This is a genomic window from Achromobacter sp. Marseille-Q4954, from assembly GCF_943737025.1.
Taxonomy (GTDB): Bacteria; Pseudomonadota; Gammaproteobacteria; order Burkholderiales; family Burkholderiaceae_B; genus Achromobacter; species Achromobacter bronchisepticus_A.
Genome location: NZ_CALSFQ010000001.1, coordinates 3,157,865 through 3,175,269, shown reverse-complemented (window position 1 = coordinate 3,175,269; position 17,405 = coordinate 3,157,865). Strand labels below are relative to the sequence as shown.

At 66.6% G+C, this 17,405-nt stretch carries 13 protein-coding genes, 1 tRNA gene and 1 pseudogene; 9 read left to right on the top strand and 6 right to left on the bottom strand.

The genetic code is table 11. The annotated features are described in order from the left end of the window. Window positions 1-7: 7 nt before the first annotated feature. Window positions 8-781, bottom strand: a complete 774-nt coding sequence (locus NGK62_RS14895; protein ID WP_059373923.1) for an IclR family transcriptional regulator — start codon at window positions 779-781, stop codon at window positions 8-10. Continuing rightward, complete coding sequence (locus NGK62_RS14890) at window positions 771-1,568, bottom strand: IclR family transcriptional regulator (RefSeq protein WP_118931585.1); 798 nt, start codon at window positions 1,566-1,568, stop codon at window positions 771-773. The genes NGK62_RS14895 and NGK62_RS14890 overlap by 11 nt, the downstream gene beginning before the upstream one ends. Before the next feature lie 175 nt (window positions 1,569-1,743). On the opposite strand from NGK62_RS14890, the gene NGK62_RS14885 reads away from it, so the two are divergent. The 6 genes from NGK62_RS14885 (at window position 1,744) to NGK62_RS14860 (ending at window position 9,283) form a co-directional block, all read left to right on the top strand. Then, window positions 1,744-2,910, top strand: coding sequence for an acyl-CoA dehydrogenase family protein (locus NGK62_RS14885; RefSeq protein WP_251878900.1), 1,167 nt, complete (start codon window positions 1,744-1,746; stop codon window positions 2,908-2,910). Between the two features lie 62 nt (window positions 2,911-2,972). Then, a complete protein-coding gene (locus NGK62_RS14880; RefSeq protein ID WP_118931493.1) occupies window positions 2,973-3,956 on the top strand; it encodes a Bug family tripartite tricarboxylate transporter substrate binding protein in 984 nt (327 codons plus the stop codon). 18 nt (window positions 3,957-3,974) lie between these two features. Beyond that, window positions 3,975-4,946, top strand: coding sequence for a tripartite tricarboxylate transporter substrate binding protein (locus NGK62_RS14875; RefSeq protein WP_251878898.1), 972 nt, complete (start codon window positions 3,975-3,977; stop codon window positions 4,944-4,946). A 3-nt stretch (window positions 4,947-4,949) separates the two neighbouring features. Further along, window positions 4,950-6,113 carry an acyl-CoA dehydrogenase family protein gene (locus NGK62_RS14870; protein ID WP_251878896.1) on the top strand — a complete coding sequence of 388 codons (1,164 nt, stop codon included), beginning with the start codon at window positions 4,950-4,952 and terminating at the stop codon, window positions 6,111-6,113. Between the two features lie 18 nt (window positions 6,114-6,131). Then, a complete protein-coding gene (locus tag NGK62_RS14865; protein ID WP_251878893.1) occupies window positions 6,132-7,127 on the top strand; it encodes an acrylyl-CoA reductase family protein in 996 nt (331 codons plus the stop codon). 17 nt (window positions 7,128-7,144) lie between these two features. Beyond that, the gene (locus NGK62_RS14860; protein ID WP_251878891.1) at window positions 7,145-9,283 is read left to right on the top strand and encodes an acetate--CoA ligase family protein; all 2,139 of its coding nucleotides are present in this window, start codon (window positions 7,145-7,147) and stop codon (window positions 9,281-9,283) included. A gap of 19 nt (window positions 9,284-9,302) precedes the next feature. On the opposite strand, the gene NGK62_RS14855 is transcribed toward NGK62_RS14860, so the two are convergent. From NGK62_RS14855 to NGK62_RS14840, 4 genes are all read right to left on the bottom strand, one after another. Continuing rightward, the gene (locus NGK62_RS14855; protein ID WP_251878889.1) at window positions 9,303-10,568 is read right to left on the bottom strand and encodes a type II toxin-antitoxin system HipA family toxin; all 1,266 of its coding nucleotides are present in this window, start codon (window positions 10,566-10,568) and stop codon (window positions 9,303-9,305) included. Further along, window positions 10,565-10,834 (bottom strand): helix-turn-helix domain-containing protein, encoded by a 270-nt coding sequence (locus NGK62_RS14850; protein WP_119450477.1) that lies wholly within the window; start codon window positions 10,832-10,834, stop codon window positions 10,565-10,567. The genes NGK62_RS14855 and NGK62_RS14850 overlap by 4 nt, the downstream gene beginning before the upstream one ends. 260 nt (window positions 10,835-11,094) lie before the next feature. Beyond that, the gene (htpG, locus tag NGK62_RS14845) at window positions 11,095-12,993 is read right to left on the bottom strand and encodes a molecular chaperone HtpG (protein WP_059373931.1); all 1,899 of its coding nucleotides are present in this window, start codon (window positions 12,991-12,993) and stop codon (window positions 11,095-11,097) included. Between the two features lie 173 nt (window positions 12,994-13,166). Then, window positions 13,167-14,570, bottom strand: coding sequence for a DKNYY domain-containing protein (locus tag NGK62_RS14840; RefSeq protein ID WP_251878887.1), 1,404 nt, complete (start codon window positions 14,568-14,570; stop codon window positions 13,167-13,169). Between the two features lie 181 nt (window positions 14,571-14,751). Between NGK62_RS14840 and NGK62_RS14835 the strand changes: the two are divergent. The 3 genes and pseudogenes from NGK62_RS14835 (at window position 14,752) to NGK62_RS14825 (ending at window position 17,276) form a co-directional block, all read left to right on the top strand. Continuing rightward, window positions 14,752-16,139: pseudogene (locus NGK62_RS14835) on the top strand (uracil-xanthine permease family protein). Window positions 16,140-16,305: 166 nt separating this feature from the next. Further along, window positions 16,306-16,390 (top strand) — tRNA-Leu (locus NGK62_RS14830). 256 nt (window positions 16,391-16,646) lie between these two features. Beyond that, entirely contained in the window at window positions 16,647-17,276 is a 630-nt protein-coding gene (locus tag NGK62_RS14825; protein ID WP_251878885.1) for an HAD family hydrolase, read from the top strand. Window positions 17,277-17,405 lie beyond the last annotated feature (129 nt).

Sequence of the window (17,405 nt, the reverse complement as noted above, 5' to 3'; positions counted from 1 at the left end):
AGTCGTCTCAGGCCAGCCCGAGCAGCCTTTCCGTCTCGCGCGCCAGGGCGACCAGCCGCGGGCCGATGTCGGCTGCGCGCTCGCGGTAAGGCCCGTCCTGCGCCGGCACGCCGCAATTGAAGACGTACAGCAACGACTGATAGGGCCTGCCCAGCGGCGCGGCAAAGCCATAGGCGTCCGGCCGCCACTCCAGATTGTTGCCGCAATAGCCTTTGCGCTCCAGATCGCGGCGCGCAGCCGCCAGGCTGGGAAAGTGGACCTCGTAGTGCCGGGGATCCGCCACGCGGAGCTGGTTCAGGACGACCGCCCTCTCCTCATCCGACGCCCGCGCCAGCCACGCCTTGCCGGCGGCGCTGGACAGCAGCGGCAGCGACGCGCCTATGTCGGGCCGCGTCTGCAAGGCCTCGTTGGAGCGGGCGGTTTCCACGTACACCATCTGCAGGCGGTCGCGCACCACCAGCGACACGGCGCCGCGCGCGTGGTCGGCCAGCTGCTTCATCAGCGGCCGCGCCAACTGCCTGATCTGCATGCTGGCCAGCAAGGGATAGCTCAGCGCCAGGACCGAGGCACCCAGCCGGTAGCGCGCGGGTTCGCCTACACTCTGCAGAAAACCCAGCTCCACCAGCGTGTGGGTCAGGCGCGCCACGGCACTGCGGGACAATCCGGTCTGCTGCGCGAAGTCCTTGTTGGCCAGCACCGGCCGGTCGGCGCGAAAGCACGCCAGGATGTCGATGCCGCGCGCCAGCGTGGTGGTGAATTCGCGGTCCTGGTCATGCGTCATGCTGGCGCTCCAGCATTTTTTCCACGCGCGCCACCAGCGTCAGCAGGCGCGGCGCGATGCGGCCGCGCAAGTCGCCCGGCCGCAACCGCGTCACGGGTACGCCGCAGTTGAACACCAGCGCCTGGCCGTCGACGGGCGTGCGCATGGGTACCGCCACCGCATGCACGTCGGAATGCCAATCGCCCTGCCCCACGCAATAGCCGTGTTCGGCGTAGTCGCGCTGAGCCTGATCCCAGTCCGGCGCGTGGCGCCGCCAGATGGCGGGATCCTGGCGCCGCAACGCCGCCAGCAAGGGCTCCGCCTCGTCCGCCGGCGCCTGCGCCAGCCAGGCCCGTCCCATGGCCGAAGGCAGCAGCGGCAGCAAGGCGCCGATATCCGGCCGGAACGACACGGCATCGTGTCCGCGGCAGGTTTCCACGTACACCATGTTCAGGCCGTGATGCATGCCCAGCGAGGCCGAGCCGCCCGCCGCGTCCGCCAGGCGCTTCATCAGCGGGCGCGCCAACTGGCGAACCTTGATGCTGGCCAGAAGCGGATAGCTCAGCGACAGCACCGCCGTGCCAAGCCGGTACCGCCGCAAGCCCCCGTCGTAACGCAGCAAGCCGCGCTGCATCAGTGTGGTGGTCAGGCGTGAAATCGTGGCCTTGGACAGGCCGGTGCGGTCCGCCAGCTCGCGGTTGCTGAGCGCGGGTTCGCCATGCCGGAACGCCTGCAGCACCGACAAGCCGTGCGCCAGCGTGGTGGCGAAGGCGGGGTCGGCATGGCGCTCGCCGGGGCGGGTGGTCATGGTGGAGGTCCTGGGCGCGGAATGCGCGGTCTGTCCCTGCCGATCATAGAGCAGCGACGGCTCGCCATGCATTCAAGATATCGAAACACTTGTCTCAAATCCCTTGGCCTTTTGCTAGCCTGGATTCAACACGGCGCGGCACGCATCAGCGCCCATGATGAAACGGAGACTAGCCATGATCAGGGACCCCGACGGATTCCCGCAATTCCTAGCATCGCTGCGCCGCTACGTGCGAGAGCAACTGGCGCCGCGCGAAGCCGAGGTCGCCCGCCTGGACGAGGTGCCGCAGGACCTGGTCGCCAGCATGGCCGCGCAGGGGCTGTTCGGGTACTCCATTCCCGAGCAATACGGCGGCGCGGGCATGACGACCGAGGAGCTGATCCTGGCCGCCATGGAACTGTCGCAATGCTCGGTGGCGTTTCGCGCCCGGGTCGGAACCAATACCGGCATCGGCTCCGAGGCGCTGGTGGCCGACGGCACCGACGCGCAGAAGGCCCGCTACCTGCCGCGGCTGGCCTCCGGGGAACTGACCGGCTGCTTCGCCCTGACCGAGCCGCAAGCGGGTTCCGACGCCACGGCCCTGCGCACCACGGCCGTGCGCGACGGCGACCACTACGTGCTGAACGGCGAGAAGTGCTTCATCACCAATGCGCCGCTGGCGGGCCTGTTCACCGTCATGGCGCGCACCGATCCCGATGCGCCTGGCGCCAGGGGCATCACCGCCTTCATCGTGGAGCGCGGCACGCCGGGCCTGTCCACCGGCCAGCCCTACGACAAGATGGGCCAGGCCGGATCGCCCGTGTCCGCCGTGCATTTCGAGGACTGCCGCGTGCCGGCCGACTGCATCATCGGCGGCCAGGAAGGCGTGGGCTTCAAGACCGCGATGAAGGTCCTGAACAAACAACGCATCCATCTGGCCGCGCTGTGCATCGGCCCGGCGATCCGCATGCTGGACGACACGCTGCGCTTCGTGGCCGAGCGCCAGCAGTTCGGCAAGCCGTTGATGGACTTTCAGCTGATTCAGGCCATGCTGGCCGACTGCCAGACCGAGATCCAGGCCGCCCGCGCCCTGGTACTGCAAACCGCCCGCGAGCGCGATGCCGGCGCCGACGTGACGCTGAACGCCTCGATCTGCAAGTATTTCGCGTCCGAGATGTGCGGCCGCGTGGCGGACCGTTGCGTGCAGATGCATGGCGGCTACGGCTACATCGCCGATCACGGCATAGAACGCTTCTACCGCGACGTGCGCCTGTTCCGCCTGTACGAGGGCACCAGCCAGATCCATCAATTGAACATCGCCCGCCATACGCTGAGCCAGGCGGGCTACACGCCCGGCCGCTAGGGCAATACAGGGACCGCAGCCGCAAGAAGCCGGCGGCCCGCCAACCAAAGGAGACTTCCATCATGCTGCACAAGCACCTGCCGAAGTGGATCGGCGCCATGGCCGCCGCCTTCGCCTGCGCGGCGCTGCCGCCGCAAGCCGCGGCCGCCTATCCCGACAAGCCCGTGAGGCTGATCGTGCCGTTCGCCCCCGGCGGCTCGACCGACATCCTGGGCCGCCTGCTGGCCGAAGCGCTGCATCCCATCCTGGGCCAACCCGTCATCGTCGAGAACAAACCCGGCGCCGGCGGCAACATCGGCGGCGACTTCGTGGCCCGCGCCGCGCCCGACGGCTACACGCTGCTGTTGGCGGCGGCCGGACCCACCGTCATCAATCCCAGCCTGTACGCCAACATGCCGTTCAATCCGGCCAAGGACCTGGCGCCCATCACCTGCCTGGAGCGCGAACACAATCTGATGGTGGTGACCAAATCCATGCCGGTGAAGACGCTGCAGGAATTCCTGCAGTACGCGCGCAACAACCCCGGCAAGCTGTCCTTTGGCTCTCCCGGCAACGGTTCGCCGGCGCAGCTGGCTGGCGAACTGCTCAAGCAGCAGACCGGCATCCAGGCCGAGCACGTGCCCTACAAAGGCACCGGCCCCGCCGTCACGGACCTGGTGGCCGGCCACATCGATTTCATGATCGACAACATGCCGGCGCTGCTGCCGCAGGTAAAAGCCGGCGGCCTGCGCGCGCTGGCGGTGCCCAGCGACCAGCGCGCCACCGCGGCGCCCGACATCCCCACCTTCGATGAAGCTGGGCAGAAGGGCTTTGTGGTGATGGCCTGGAAGGGGTTGATGGCGCCTGCCGGCACCGATCCGGCGGTGATCGAACGGCTGCACGCAGCGGTGGTCAAGGCGCTGCAGGACCCGCAGCTGCGCACCCGCTTCCAGGAGCTGGGCGCGGAACCGCTGGCCAGCACGCCGGCCGAGTTCGCCAAGCAGATCGCGGACGAAACCGCCTGGTGGGGCAAGCTGGTGCAGTCCACCGGCACCCGCATCCAGTAGGCCCGCCGGGAGACCGTCATGCAAATCCTGATCCGAACGCTGCGCGCGCTGTGCGCCGTCGCCCTGCTGGGCGCGGCCGGGGCGGCACAGGCCGCCGCCTATCCCGACAAGCCGATACGCCTGATCGTGCCCTACGCGGCCGGCGGCGGCACCGACACCGCGGCGCGCATGATCGCCCGCAAGCTGGCCCCCTTGCTGGGCCAGCCCGTGGTGGTGGAAAACAAGCCCGGCGGCGCGACGCAGATCGGCACCGCCTTGGTCGCCAGCGCCGCGCCCGACGGCTACACCCTGCTGATGGGCACCGCCAATCTGGCGACCAACAGCGTGCTGTACGCCAAGCTGCCCTATGACGTGAAGAAGAACCTGACGCCCGTGGTCTGGGCGACGGACGTGCCGGTCTACCTGCTGCTGCCCGCCGCCAGCCCCATACGCAGCCTGGAAGACTTGAAGCGCGCCGCCGCGCAGCAGCAGGGCCTGACATTCGCCACCGCGGGAACGGGCAGCATCCCCCATCTGGCGGGCGAGCAGTTCGCCCACCAGACCGGCATCGCGCTGCGGCACATCCCCTACAAGGGCAGCAGCGAAGCCGCCACCGCGCTGGTCGGCGGCCAGGTCCAGATGAGCTTCGACAACCTGCCGCCGGTGTATGCGCAGGTCAAGGCCGGGCGTCTGCGCGCGGTCGCCATCGCCTCGCAAACGCGCAATCCCGAGCTGCCCGACGTGCCCACGCTAGCTGAACTGGGCGTGCCGTTGTCGGCCTCGTCCTGGTGGGGCGTGATGGCGCCCGCCGGTACGCCCAAGGACGTGATCGCCCTGCTGAACCGGCAGATCAACGCCGTGCTGGCCGATCCGGAAGTGCGCAGCTACTTCAACGGGCTGGGCATGCAAGCCACCGGCGGCACGGCCGAAGCGTTCGGCCGGCACATCGCCGACGAAACCGACAGATGGCGCGCCGTGGTCAAGCAGGCCGGCGTCAAGATCGAGGAATAAACCATGCAGTCCAAGCAAGAACGCAACGGCGGCGACGCCCTGCAAGACGTATGCGCGCGCGTGCGCCGCTTCGTCGACGAGGTGGCGATACCCGCCGAGTCCCCCGCCATTGCCCGCGACGTGGCCGCGCTGGATCGCTGCGTCGCCCAACTGCGCATACAGGCTCGCGAGGCCGGCCTGTATGCGCCGCAGTTGCCGCGGGAATGGGGCGGGCTGGGACTCGGCTGGCGCGCCCTGGCCCATGTGCTGGAAGAAGCGGGGCGCGGCTTCCTTGGACCCGCGGCGCTGAACTGCGCCGCGCCCGACCAGCCCAACATGCTGACGCTGCTGCGCCTGGGCAACTCCGCCCAGCAGGAACGCTTCCTCGCGCCGCTGATGCGCGGCGAACAGCGAGCCTGCTTCGCCATGACCGAGCCCGCGCCCGGCGCCGGTTCCGATCCGTCCATGCTGCGCACCCGCGCCGAACGGCGCGGCGCGCGTTGGGTGCTGAACGGCCACAAGCAATTCATCAGCGGCGGCGTGGGCGCGGATTTCGCGCTGGTGCTGGCGCGCACCGATACCGGCGCCACACTGTTCCTGGTGCCGGCAGACACGCCGGGCTACCAGGTGGTGCGCGACATCGGCATGGTGACGGGCTACCAGATCGGCGGCCACGCCGAGATCCTGCTGCGGGACTGCGAGGTCGCCGATGAAGCCGTACTGGGCGAGCCCGGCCGCGGCCTGGAGTATGCGCAGCTGCGGCTGGAGCCTGCCCGGCTGTCCCATTGCATGCGCTATATCGGCCGCGCCCGTCGCGCGCTGGAGACGGCGCAGGCCTATGTGATGCAGCGCGAATCCTTCGGCTCACGCCTGGCCGATCTGCAGCAGATCCAGGCCATGGTCGCGGACTCCCACATCGACCTGCACGCCAGCCGCCTCATGACGCTGGATTGCGCAACCCGCATGGACGAGGGCCTGTCGGTGAAGCAGCACAGCGCCATGGCCAAGGTCTTCGTGTCCGAGGCGGTGAACCGCGTGGCCGACCGCGCCGTGCAGATGATGGGCGCATCGGGCCTGTCGGACGACACGCCCGTGTCCATGGTCTGGCAGGAGATGCGCCCCTTCCGCATCTACGACGGCGCCAACGAACTGCACCGCGCCACGCTGGCGCGCCGGCTGCTGGCCTGAGCCCTCAAGGAGACGAACATGGAAAACCTCGAATTCCAGGCCTACCGCCTACATGCGGGCGCAGCGGGCCAGCCCCCGCAAGGCCGCTACGAAACCTTGTCCGCGGACCAGCTGTCCGCGGGCGACACGCTCATCAAGGTGGCCTATGCGGGCCTGAACTACAAGGACGCGCTGGCCCAGGCCGGACGCGGCGGCATCATCCGCGAGTATCCGCGTATCGGCGGCATCGATCTCTCGGGCACCGTGGTGCATTCCGCCCACCCGGCGCTCGCGCCCGGCCAGGAGGTCGTGGTGCACGGCTTCGGCATCGGCGTGGACTGCGACGGCGGCTACGCCGAGTATGCGCGGGTGCGCCATGACTGGGTGCTGCCGCTGCCCCCAGGCATCGGGTTGCGCGACGCCGCCGTGCTGGGCGCGGCGGGTTACACGGCCGCGCTTTCGCTGCACTGGATGGAACATTGCGGACTGACGCCGGAACAAGGCGAGGTGCTGGTCACCGGCGCCACCGGCGGCGTTGCCGGCGTCGCCATCGACATCCTGAGCCAGCGCGGTTATCGCGTCTGCGCCATGTCCGGCAAGCCGGCTGCGGCGGACTATCTGCGCTCGTTGGGCGCGCAGGAGGTGATCGCTCCGCCCGACCTGTCGGCCGGCACCAAGCCGCTCATGAGCGCGCGCTGGGCGGGCGTGGTCGACTCCGTGGGCGGCCCGCTACTGGCCCACGCGTTGGCCAGCCTGAAGCCCGACGGCGTGGCCGCCGCCTTCGGCAACGCCGGCGGCGCGGAACTGCCCACCACTGTCATCCCTTTCATCCTGCGCGGCGTCAAGCTGCTGGGCATCAACGCCAACAGCCCCATGCCGCTGCGGCGCCAGGTATGGAACAAGCTCGCCGCCGAATATCGCCCCGCGCATCTGGACCTGATCGCGCGCGTCATCGAACCCCGCGAGCTGCCGCTAGCCCTGGCCGCCATGCTCGAACGCGGCAGCACGGGCCGCAGCGTCGTGCGCTACTCCTGATTCTTCATCGCCACATCATGACTGACTCCTCCCTGTCCCGCCTCTTCAATCCGCAAGGCATCGCCATCGTCGGCGCCTCGGCCACGCCCGGCAAGATCGGCGCGATGCCGGTCAGGTTGCTGCTCCAGCACGGCTACGGCGGCCGCATCATTCCCATCAACCCGCGCGCGGACGCCATCGCCGGCCTGCCGGCCCTGCCCGGCCTGGACGCGCTGGACGCGGACGTGGACCTGGCCATCCTGGCCGTGCCTGCCGCCCATGCCGCGCAGGCGCTGGAACGCGCCCGGCCCGGCCAGGTAGGCGCCGCCGTGGTGTTCACCTCGGGTTTTTCCGAGACCGGCGCGCAAGGGACCGCGCAACAGGAACGGCTCTGCGCCATCGCGCGCGAGCGCGGCATCCGCCTGCTGGGACCGAATTGCCTGGGCTTCATGAACGTGCGGCGCAATGTCTACGCGACGTTCTCGCCCGCCCCCGCCAACGGCATCGTCGCCGCAGGCGGCATCGGCATGGTGTCGCAGAGCGGCGCATTCGGCGCTTATGCCTACAGCATGGCGCGCGAGCGCGGCCTGGGCCTGTCGCACTGGATCAGCACCGGCAACGAGGCCGACATCGACGTGGCCGATTGCATCGAATGGCTGGCTTGCGACGCCGATACCCGCGTCATCATGGCCTACATGGAAGGCTGCCGCGACGGCGCCAAGCTGCGCCGCGCCCTGGCCGCGGCGCGCGCGGCGGGCAAACCCGTGGTCGTCACCAAGATCGGCCGCACCCAGGCTGGCGCGCAAGCCGCCGCCTCGCATACGGCAGCGCTGGCCGGCGACGACGCCGTGTACGACGCGCTGTTCCGCCAATATGGCGCCCAGCGCGCGCGCACCATCGAGGAATTCTTCAACCTGGGCTATGCGCTGGACACCTGGAAACGGCCGCCGCAGGGCCGCCGGCTGGGGATCTTCACCATCTCCGGCGGCGTAGGCGCGCTGATGGCCGACGAAGCCGAGGACACCGGCCTGGCGCTGCCCGAGCCCGCCGCCGAAGCTCAAGCCCGCCTGCTGGAGCGCGTGCCCTTCGCCAGCGGCCGCAATCCCGTCGACGTCACCGGCCAGGCCGTGTCCGAACCCGGCCTGCTGCTGGCCACCGCCGACGACATGCTGGCCGATGGACGCTACGACGCGCTGGCCGTCTTCCTGGCCGCTGCTGGATCCTCCGAAGCCTTGTGGCCTACCTTCGAGGCTTTCGCAAGGCAGATGCAGGCCCGCCATCCGGACGTGCCGCTGGCCATCAGCGCACTGTTTCCGCCCGCACGCCGCCGCGAGCTGGAACAGCTGGGCTGCCTGGTGTTCACTGATCCCAGCGCCGCCATCCGCACGATAGGCGCGGTGGCCGGGCTGGCTGCTCATACGGGTAGCGACGTTGCTGACGATGCTCCCACGATGCCCGCGGCGCACACACCGCCATTGCTGGACGCCTACAACGAAGTCCAGGCCATGGCGCTGCTGCGCCAGGCCGGCTTGCCGGCCTCGCCCTGCATGCTGGCCGCCGACGTGGACGCGGCAGTGCGCGCCGTCGCCGAGCTGGCTGCTACGAACGGCGACGCCGCTCCCGTCGTGCTCAAGGTGGCATCGCCCGACATCACGCACAAGAGCGACGTAGGCGGCGTGAAGCTCAACATCCGCGGTGAAGCCGCCGTGCGGCAGGCCTATGCCGACATCATGGCCGCCGTGCGCCAGCACCGGCCCGACGCCCGCATCGACGGCGTGCTCGTCGCGCCCATGGCACCCAAGGGCGTGGAATGCATAGCCGGCGTGCATTGCGACCCGGTGTTCGGCCCGGTCGTCATGTTCGGGTTGGGCGGCGTCTTCGTCGAAGTGCTCAAGGATGTGAGCTTCCGCCTGGCCCCCTTCGGGCGCGACGAAGCCCTGGCGATGATCCGCGAGATCAAGGGCTACGCGCTGCTGCAAGGCGCGCGTGGCGCGCCTCCTTGCGACGTCGACGCGCTGGCCGACGCGCTGGCGGCGCTATCCCGCTTCGCCCACGCGCGGCGCGCGGACTTCAGTTCGGTGGAGATCAATCCCTTACTGGCTTTACCTGAGGGTAAGGGGGTGGTGGCGCTGGATGCTGTAGTGATACGCGGCGAGGGGGCCGCGCAGACGGTCTAGCCGATGCGGCCGCGGACGGCTACGCGCCCATCCCCCACCGCTTGGCATGCTTGCGGGTGTTGGTCTTGATCCAACGCCCCAAGCGCTCGATCAACGTGCGCTCCGCGCCCCCCGGCGCCTGCGCCAGCAGTCCTGCCTGCACCTCATCCAAGGCAACGGGAAGCGCATCCACCAGCGACTCCCCTGCTGCCCTGACGTAGCGCAGGGCAAAACCCAACTCCCTAGCCATGGTCGCGATATGTTCCGCGCCGATGCTGCCCGGCTTCACTTCACCGCCGATCGCAAACGCGAAATTGCGAGCCAACCCGGAGTACATGCCCGTGCACATCAGGTCATAAAAGGGCGCCAGCCGGTATCGGCCATCCTGCGTCTGCAGCACGGACAGGTTCTTGGCATGGCTATCGTTGTTGCCGACGCACAAGTTGAAGAATATCCATTGCAGGAATCGCTTCAAATCCGCCGCGCCGATGCCCATGCTTCCCAACAGCTCCCGACATTGCTGCAGCGACGGACCGCCATCGGACTCATACTTCACGTCGGACGGTTTGCCAGCCAGCTGGCAGAGATCCAACTGATGCAGCCGCAGCAAACCACCCTTGCCGTCAGGCTTGCGGTCATACCGGGTAATCAGGCATGCGCGCGTATCGGGCTGATAGCGGACTTCCGCCACGCCCAGGCCCATTCTGGCGGCCAACTGCATGACCAGCGTTTCGTTCAGGGCCGATGACCATACGCCATCGAGGCCGCGAATATCCGGCTTCAGAATATGCGTGGACGGTGCAGCCCCCTCGGGTATTGCTGGCGAACCATCGGGCATCACCGTCAATAGAAGCTTGTCCTGCGCTCCGGCCAGGGAAATGCGGGCGCCCTCGGCGTTCTCCGCCGCCAGCGCGGGCACGGCCACGTCCTGCAGGCGCTTTGTCACGTCCTGCCATGTAGCAACCCGGTGGCGCGCCGGCGCGGGCCGCTCCCCTTGCGGCAGTATCGTCAACCCGCTGGCGGTATCCCCGCCCACGCTGCGCAGCAGACCGAAGACCGTGGTGGCATGGCGGCTGACCTGCAGAAACTTGCGTACATGCCCTTCGGGCAACAGGTTTTCAAAAAAAGCATGCACGGCATCGCCCGCATGATCGCCGCTGCGCAGAGGCACCGACGGCGAAATGGCATGCGCGCCAGACCAATTCAGCCAGGCATCTTCGTACACGAAGCGCAACGGCCGCTCGTCGAACAAGCGGCCGACCTTGCGGTCCGCGTGATAGATGTCCAGCGCGTCTGCGACTGTCATGGCAGCCTCGGGCGCTTGGGCGCTACCTGCACTTCCAGGCCCAGCAGATCCAGCATGTCCAGCACCTTCTGCAATTGCAGCGTGGGCTTGCCGCGCTCCAGATCCACCACATAGCGGTTGCCGGTGCCAGACAGGCCAGCCAAGTCCGCTTGCAGCAAGCCCTGCGAGCGCCGCACGGCCTTCACCAATTCACCCAGTTCGGTCGATGTGCGGATCGTTACGCCGGCCCCGCCTGCGAGCTCGGCAGGAATATCTTGCGAGGGCATGGGCGCCTCCAAAATTACCGATCGGTAATTTTAGGATAAAAATTTGATTGGCGTAGGAAAAAAATTACCGAGCGGGAAAAATCTGCCGCAGCACATTTTTCTACCGCCAAAAATTACCGAACGGGAATAATTTTTCAACCTAAGCTGGTTTTTTGTACAAAATTACCGATCGGTAATTTTTTAACCACTGCTTGTGAAACGTCTCCCAAACGAAAAAAAGGCGCCAGAGGCGCCTTTCCTTCTTCAAACGGATGCGCTGCTTACTTCAGCAGCAACGCATTCAAGCGCTTCACGAACGCGGCCGGGTCGGCGATCTGCGCGCCTTCGGCCAGCAGCGCCTGATCCAGCAGCAAACGCGCCCACTGGTCGAACTCGCCGTCTTCGGCGGCGCGGATGCGGGCCAGCAGCGGGTGCTCGGGGTTGATTTCCAGCACCGGCTTGACGTTGGGCGCTTCCTGGCCGGCGGCCTTGAGCATGCGCAGCAGATGCGGGCTGAGTTCGTTCTGGCCCACCACCACGCAAGCCGGCGAGTCCACCAGGCGTAGCGTCACGCGCACTTCCTTGACCTGGTCTTCCAGCGTCTTCTGCAGGCGCTCGACCAGCGGCTTGAAGTCCTCGGCCACTTCGGCCTGGTGCTTCTTTTCTTCCTCGTCGGCCAGCTCGGCCAGGTCCAGGCCGCCCTTGGCCACCGACACCAGCGACTTGCCGTCGAATTCACGCAGATAGGACAACATCCATTCGTCCACGCGATCCGACAGCAGCAGGACTTCGATGCCCTTCTTGCGGAAGATTTCCAGATGCGGGCTGTTGCTGGCCGCGGCGAAGGTATCCGCCGTGACGTAGTAGATCTTGTCCTGGCCTTCCTTCATGCGCGACACGTAGTCGGCGAACGACACGGTCTGGGCCTGGTCGCCCGTGTGGGTCGAGGCAAAGCGCATCAGCTTGGCGATGCGCTCCAGGTTGGCGTGGTCTTCGCCCGCGCCTTCCTTCAGCACCTGGCCGAACTCGGACCAGAACGTGGCGTAGTCTTCCGGCTTGTTCTCCGCCATGTCTTCCAGCAGCGACAGGATGCGCTTGGCCGAACCCTCGCGGATGGCGCGCACGTCGCGGCTTTCCTGCAGGATCTCACGCGACACGTTCAGCGGCAGGTCGGCCGAATCGATCACGCCGCGCACAAAGCGCAGGTACGAAGGCAGCAGCTGATCGGCGTCGTCCATGATGAAGACGCGCTTGACGTACAGCTTCACGCCGCGGCGGCCGTCGCGGTCCCACAGGTCCATGGGCGCGTGCTTGGGCACGTACAGCAGCTGCGTGTATTCGCTGCGGCCTTCGACGCGGTTGTGGGTCCAGGCCAGCGGGTCGTCGTAGTCGTGCGACACCGTCTTGTAGAACTCGCGGTACTGGTCTTCAGTCACGTCCGACTTGCTGCGGGCCCACAGCGCATTGGCCTGGTTCACCGTTTCCAGTTCTTCGGTCTTGATCTGCTCGCCCTTTTCCTGGTCCCACTCTTCCTTGGCCATGCGGATGGGCAGGGAGATGTGGTCCGAGTAGCGGCGCAGGATTTCGCGCAGCTTCCAGCCGTTGAGCAATTCGTCTTCGTCGGCGCGCAGGTGCAGCGTGACGTCCGTGCCGCGCGTGGCCTTCTCGGCCGCGGCGATGGTGAATTCGCCCTGGCCGTCGGATTCCCACTGGATCGCGTCCGTGGCGCCGGCGCGGCGGCTGACCACCGTGACCTTGTCGGCCACGATGAACGAGGAATAGAAGCCCACGCCGAACTGGCCGATCAGCTGCGCGTCCTTCTGCTTGTCGCCGGTCAGCTGCGAGAAGAATTCCCGCGTGCCGGAGCGCGCGATCGTACCCAGGTTGGCCACCGCTTCTTCGCGCGACAGGCCGATGCCGTTGTCGGAGATGGTGATGGTGCGGGCAGCCTTGTCGTAGCTGACCGTGATGGCCAGTTCGCCATTGCCTTCCAGCAGCTCGGGCCGGTCGATGGCCTCGAAGCGCAGCTTGTCGCAGGCGTCCGATGCGTTCGACACCAGCTCGCGCAGGAAGATTTCCTTGTTGCTGTACAGCGAATGGATCATCAGGTGCAGCAGCTGCTTCACCTCTGCCTGGAACCCCAGGGTTTCGGACGTGGAAGGCGTGGCGGTTTGGCTCATAGTTCTACGTGGCTAGGTAAAAAATTAGGGACGGTTATTGGCTGCCGGGACTTCTGGCCCGCGCGGCCGCCGGGAAACCCTACTGATGTGGGGGCCAATGGCTAATTTTCAAGGGCGGGCAGGAAAACCCCGGCCGGCCCCAACCTCCCATTTTGGGGAGTGGCGGCGGCGCCTCAGAAAATGGAGAACACCTTCCGATAACGTGTCTTGGCTTCCAGCACGGTTTCATACTGCGGCACCGCCAGCTTGCCGGCCCGGACCAGCTTGCGGATGTCGGCAGCCGTGATCTGCCGAGTTTCTTGCGAGCGCAGCAGGAAATCCGCCGCGTCGCGGTCCATGATCTGATAGATCGAATGGAAAATCAGCTGCGAGGGTCCGAGCTCGTCGAGGTAATAGAGTTTCTCGCCCTTCTGCCAGACCGTGCCGAAGTTGTGATAAACCACGCCGCGCTTGATCCATTCCCCAGCCGGCGCATCCGTCAGCTGATTGACCAGCGTGGAACGGGACACCAGCCCGCCGCCCCCGCCCCGCGAGTTGCGAGCCCAAACTTCCTGCGCCTGCAGGAACAACGTCTGTTTGCCGTCCGTGTACACGTATGGCGACAGCTCGGTGAAGGATCCCGAAGCGAAGGGGTCGTCCCCCGCCCGTTCCACCTGCCGCGTCTGCGTGTTGTAGAAAAAGATGCCGTTCTTGCTGCGGAACAGCGCCTGGTACACATGCCGGCCGTGCTCGTTCAGCAGGCGATACGGCGCATGCGCCGCGTCGAAGGGCTGCGCGCCCACGTACACCATGCCGTCGCGCGGATCTTGTAGATAGGGCTGGCGGTACAGGTCGCCCACCATGAAGGTATACAGCGCGGGATCATCCGACAGCGGCAGCAACTGCTCGTGGAAATAGACGCGGCGGCCGTCGGCGAAAAAATCGTCGCTGGAACGGACATCGCCATCCCTGCCCGCGGGCAAGCGGCGCAACGAGGCCGGCGCCGCCTGCGGCATTTCGCGGCCCCGGTAGTACACGCGCACATCGTCGGTGGCCAGCTCGCGGTCCAGCAGCGGCCGGTAGGGCCGGGCGCTGGCCGGCAGGACGACGAACGGATACAGGTAGGTCTGCGGCTTGGGGCCGGCGTCCGCCTGGTACTGGATCTTCTGCCAGAACTCGTCCAGCATGCCCAGCTTTTCGTTGCGCACGCTGTGCATCGAACAGAAAACCGTGACCGCGCCATCGCTGAAATAGCTGTTGCCCAGGTAGCGCGCGGACGCGGGCTTCATGTCCGGCAAGACCTGGTTGCCGCAATACACGTGGCGCTGGTCCCTGGCCGCCTGCCTGCCGTCGAAAGCCCCGGTATCGAAGGCCGTGAAACTGGCTGGATCGGCGTCGTCCATGCGGTAGTAGCCGTTGCTGGGGACGGCGGCGTAAACGCCGCCCTGATAGTTCTTATAGATGCTGTTGCCGTAGGACTGTCCACGGTCGACGGCCGCGAAGTCGTCGCCGTCCATCAACCAGAACAACAGGAACATCGGCAGCGCGGCGATGATCAGGACCAGCGAGATCACGGCCCATTTGGCGCGTTTTTGCATGGAGTGGCGGGGCTGACCTGCCGTTGATTGGCGACCAGGGATTCTAACCAGCGGCCGCAATCCCGGCCCGGGTCTGCGGCGCATCTGCGCCCGCTCCCGGTCCGTCCCCGGACGGCGCGAGGCCTTCCCCGCTAAAATCCCGCACTTTCCCCCCTACCCATCCCTGGCCGGCCCATCCGCCATGCAACCCGCCTCCCTGACCCAACCCGCCCCCACGGCTCATCCGACGCCGACCCCAGCCCTGACCTGGTCTACGGCCCCGACGACCGCCCCGCGCCTCCCGTGGCCTTCGTCGCCGCCCTGCAGCACCTGCTGGCCATCCTGGTTCCCATCGTCACCCCCGGCCTGCTGATCTGCCAGGCCCTGGGCGTGAGCTCCCGCGACACCACCCTGATCGTGTCCATGTCGCTGGTCATCTCCGGCATTGCCACCTACGTCCAGTGCAAGCGTTTCGGCCCCCTGGGCGCCGGCCTGCTGATCGTGCAGGGCACCAGCTTCAACTTCGTCGGCCCGCTGATCGCGGGCGGCTCGGTCATGGTCAAGCAAGGCACCCCGGTCGAAGCCGTCATGGCCGCGATCTTCGGCGTCGTCATCGCGGGCTCCTTCGTCGAAATGGGCATCAGCCGCATCCTGCCCTTCGTCAAGCGCCTGATCACCCCGCTGGTCACCGGCATCGTCGTGCTGCTCATCGGCCTGACCCTGATCAAGGTCGGCCTCATCAGCATGGGCGGCGGCTATAGCGCCATGGGCAACGGCACCTTCGCCAGCGCCGAGAACCTGACCCTGTCGGGCCTGGTCCTGGGCACCATCATCCTGCTGAACCGCGTGCCAGTCGTGTGGGTGCGCAGCACCGCCCTGGTGCTGGCGCTGGCCGTCGGCTACATCGCCGCCGCCTACATGGGCCGCCTGGACTTCACCGGCGCCCGCGAAGCCGCCCTGTTCCAGATCCCCACGCCGCTGCACTTCGGCCTGGGCTTCTCGTGGGCGCTGTTCGTGCCCATGCTGATCATCTACCTGGTCACGTCCCTGGAAGCCATCGGCGACGTCACCGCCACCAGCAAGGTCTCCAAGCAGCCCGTCGAAGGTCCGCTGTGGATGCAACGCATCAAGGGCGGCGTCCTGGTCAACGGCGCGAATTCGCTCCTGGCCGGCGTCTTCAACACCTTCCCCAGCTCGGTCTTCGCGCAGAACAACGGCGTGATCCAGCTGACCGGCATCGCCAGCCGCCACGTCGGCGTGTGGATCGCCGGCATGCTGATCCTGCTGGGCCTGTTCCCGGCCGTGGCCGGCATCCTGCAGGCCGTGCCCGAGCCCGTCCTGGGCGGCGCCGCCATGGTCATGTTCGGCGCGGTCGCCGCGTCCGGCATCAACATCCTGGCCGGCATCCACCTGGACCGCCGCGCCCTGCTGATCATCGCCGTGTCCCTGGCGCTGGGCCTGGGCGTGTCGCAAGTGCCGGAAATCCTGTCGCACCTGCCCCATGCCGTGAAGAGCGTGCTGGAGTCGGGCGTGGCTACTGGCGGCATCTGCGCGCTGGTGATGAACTGGTTCCTGCCTGAGAAGAAGTAAGGCTGCGGGTTCCTGGGAAGCCGGTCCCTGCCCGTGCCTACGCGCGGGGACCGGCCCCTGTCAGAGGGTTGGTTTCAGGGCCGCCTGACAATTTTTCCCAGACCGCATATAATCGCCGTCTTCGCTTCTCCCGCGACCGTCATCTGGACGTGTCCGCGACCTCCTAGCCCGGGTGGTGAAATTGGTAGACGCAGGGGACTCAAAATCCCCCGCCGCAAGGCGTGCCGGTTCGATTCCGGCCCCGGGCACCAGAATTCAAAAAGCCGTTGACGTTTACCGTCAACGGCTTTTTTCATGGCAGATTGCCGCACGCGGCGCTTCGCACATATTCATTTCGACGCTCCGCGCGCAACGGGCGCTCTCGAATGCGTGCAACGTATACACCCCAAGCTAGCGGACAATATCGGGACTTGGACCAAATTGCGGCCGATAGAATTTCCTCGCAACAAGGTTGGTTCCGTCCCCCGACCGCGCGGTGCAAGCCTACTCTGACAAGCTGGAGGTTCGATGGCAATCAAGGCCGTAGCATTCGACGTTTTTGGAACATTGGTCCGCATAGAACGGCCCACCCGCCCGTTCCGCAAGCTGGTCCGCCTGCTGCATGAGGCGGGCCGCCGGCGCCAGAGCGACGACGGCATCCGGGCGATGAGCAATGCGATGGACCTGAGACAGACAGCTCGCTTGTTCGGCGGTATGGTCAGCGAAGAGAACTTGCGCTCTCTGGAAGCCGAACTACATGAGGAAATCCAATCCATCACGCTATTCGCTGATGCAGCCCCGACTCTGGCCGCCTTGAAAGACCAAGAAATCAAAATAGCGCTTTGCTCCAACCTCGCTGCGCCATACGGACCTCCGGTATTGGACTTGCTACCCATCCAACCGGACTTTTGCGCCTGGTCATACGAAGCCGGCGCCGTGAAGCCACAGCCTGAGATCTACCAATACCTCTGCGATGGTATTGCGTGCCAGCCCGAAGAGATACTCATGATCGGCGACACCATTGAAGCCGATATGCTCGGGCCTCGGAAATTTGGCATGCATGGGTACCACTTGGACAGGCACGCGACGGCGACGAATTCAACTGAATCGGTGGACTCGCTGAATGACGTGCTCACGATATTGTCTGCTCGCTATTGAAGGGTTTGCCCGCGATAGACAGGAAAAGCAGGTTCCAAGATGGAATTCAGGACTCGCCGATGGCTCTTCTGCTGAATATTGGAGTTATGTGCGCAGCTTCAATCGTAAACATCTGCCGGTTATTTCTTG

Bases quoted from the DNA above. Each gene is read 5' to 3' on its own strand.
- NGK62_RS14880 (WP_118931493.1), top strand. From the start codon at position 2,973: ATGCTGCACAAGCACCTGCCGAAGTGGATCGGCGCCATGGCCGCCGCC.
- NGK62_RS14850 (WP_119450477.1), bottom strand. From the start codon at position 10,834: ATGCCCTCGCAAGATATTCCTGCCGAGCTCGCAGGCGGGGCCGGCGTA.
- NGK62_RS14895 (WP_059373923.1), bottom strand. From the start codon at position 781: ATGACGCATGACCAGGACCGCGAATTCACCACCACGCTGGCGCGCGGC.
- NGK62_RS14885 (WP_251878900.1), top strand. From the start codon at position 1,744: ATGATCAGGGACCCCGACGGATTCCCGCAATTCCTAGCATCGCTGCGC.
- NGK62_RS14855 (WP_251878889.1), bottom strand. From the start codon at position 10,568: ATGACAGTCGCAGACGCGCTGGACATCTATCACGCGGACCGCAAGGTC.
- NGK62_RS14865 (WP_251878893.1), top strand. From the start codon at position 6,132: ATGGAAAACCTCGAATTCCAGGCCTACCGCCTACATGCGGGCGCAGCG.
- NGK62_RS14860 (WP_251878891.1), top strand. From the start codon at position 7,145: ATGACTGACTCCTCCCTGTCCCGCCTCTTCAATCCGCAAGGCATCGCC.
- NGK62_RS14890 (WP_118931585.1), bottom strand. From the start codon at position 1,568: ATGACCACCCGCCCCGGCGAGCGCCATGCCGACCCCGCCTTCGCCACC.
- NGK62_RS14875 (WP_251878898.1), top strand. From the start codon at position 3,975: ATGCAAATCCTGATCCGAACGCTGCGCGCGCTGTGCGCCGTCGCCCTG.
- htpG (WP_059373931.1), bottom strand. From the start codon at position 12,993: ATGAGCCAAACCGCCACGCCTTCCACGTCCGAAACCCTGGGGTTCCAG.
- NGK62_RS14840 (WP_251878887.1), bottom strand. From the start codon at position 14,570: ATGCAAAAACGCGCCAAATGGGCCGTGATCTCGCTGGTCCTGATCATC.
- NGK62_RS14870 (WP_251878896.1), top strand. From the start codon at position 4,950: ATGCAGTCCAAGCAAGAACGCAACGGCGGCGACGCCCTGCAAGACGTA.
- NGK62_RS14825 (WP_251878885.1), top strand. From the start codon at position 16,647: ATGGCAATCAAGGCCGTAGCATTCGACGTTTTTGGAACATTGGTCCGC.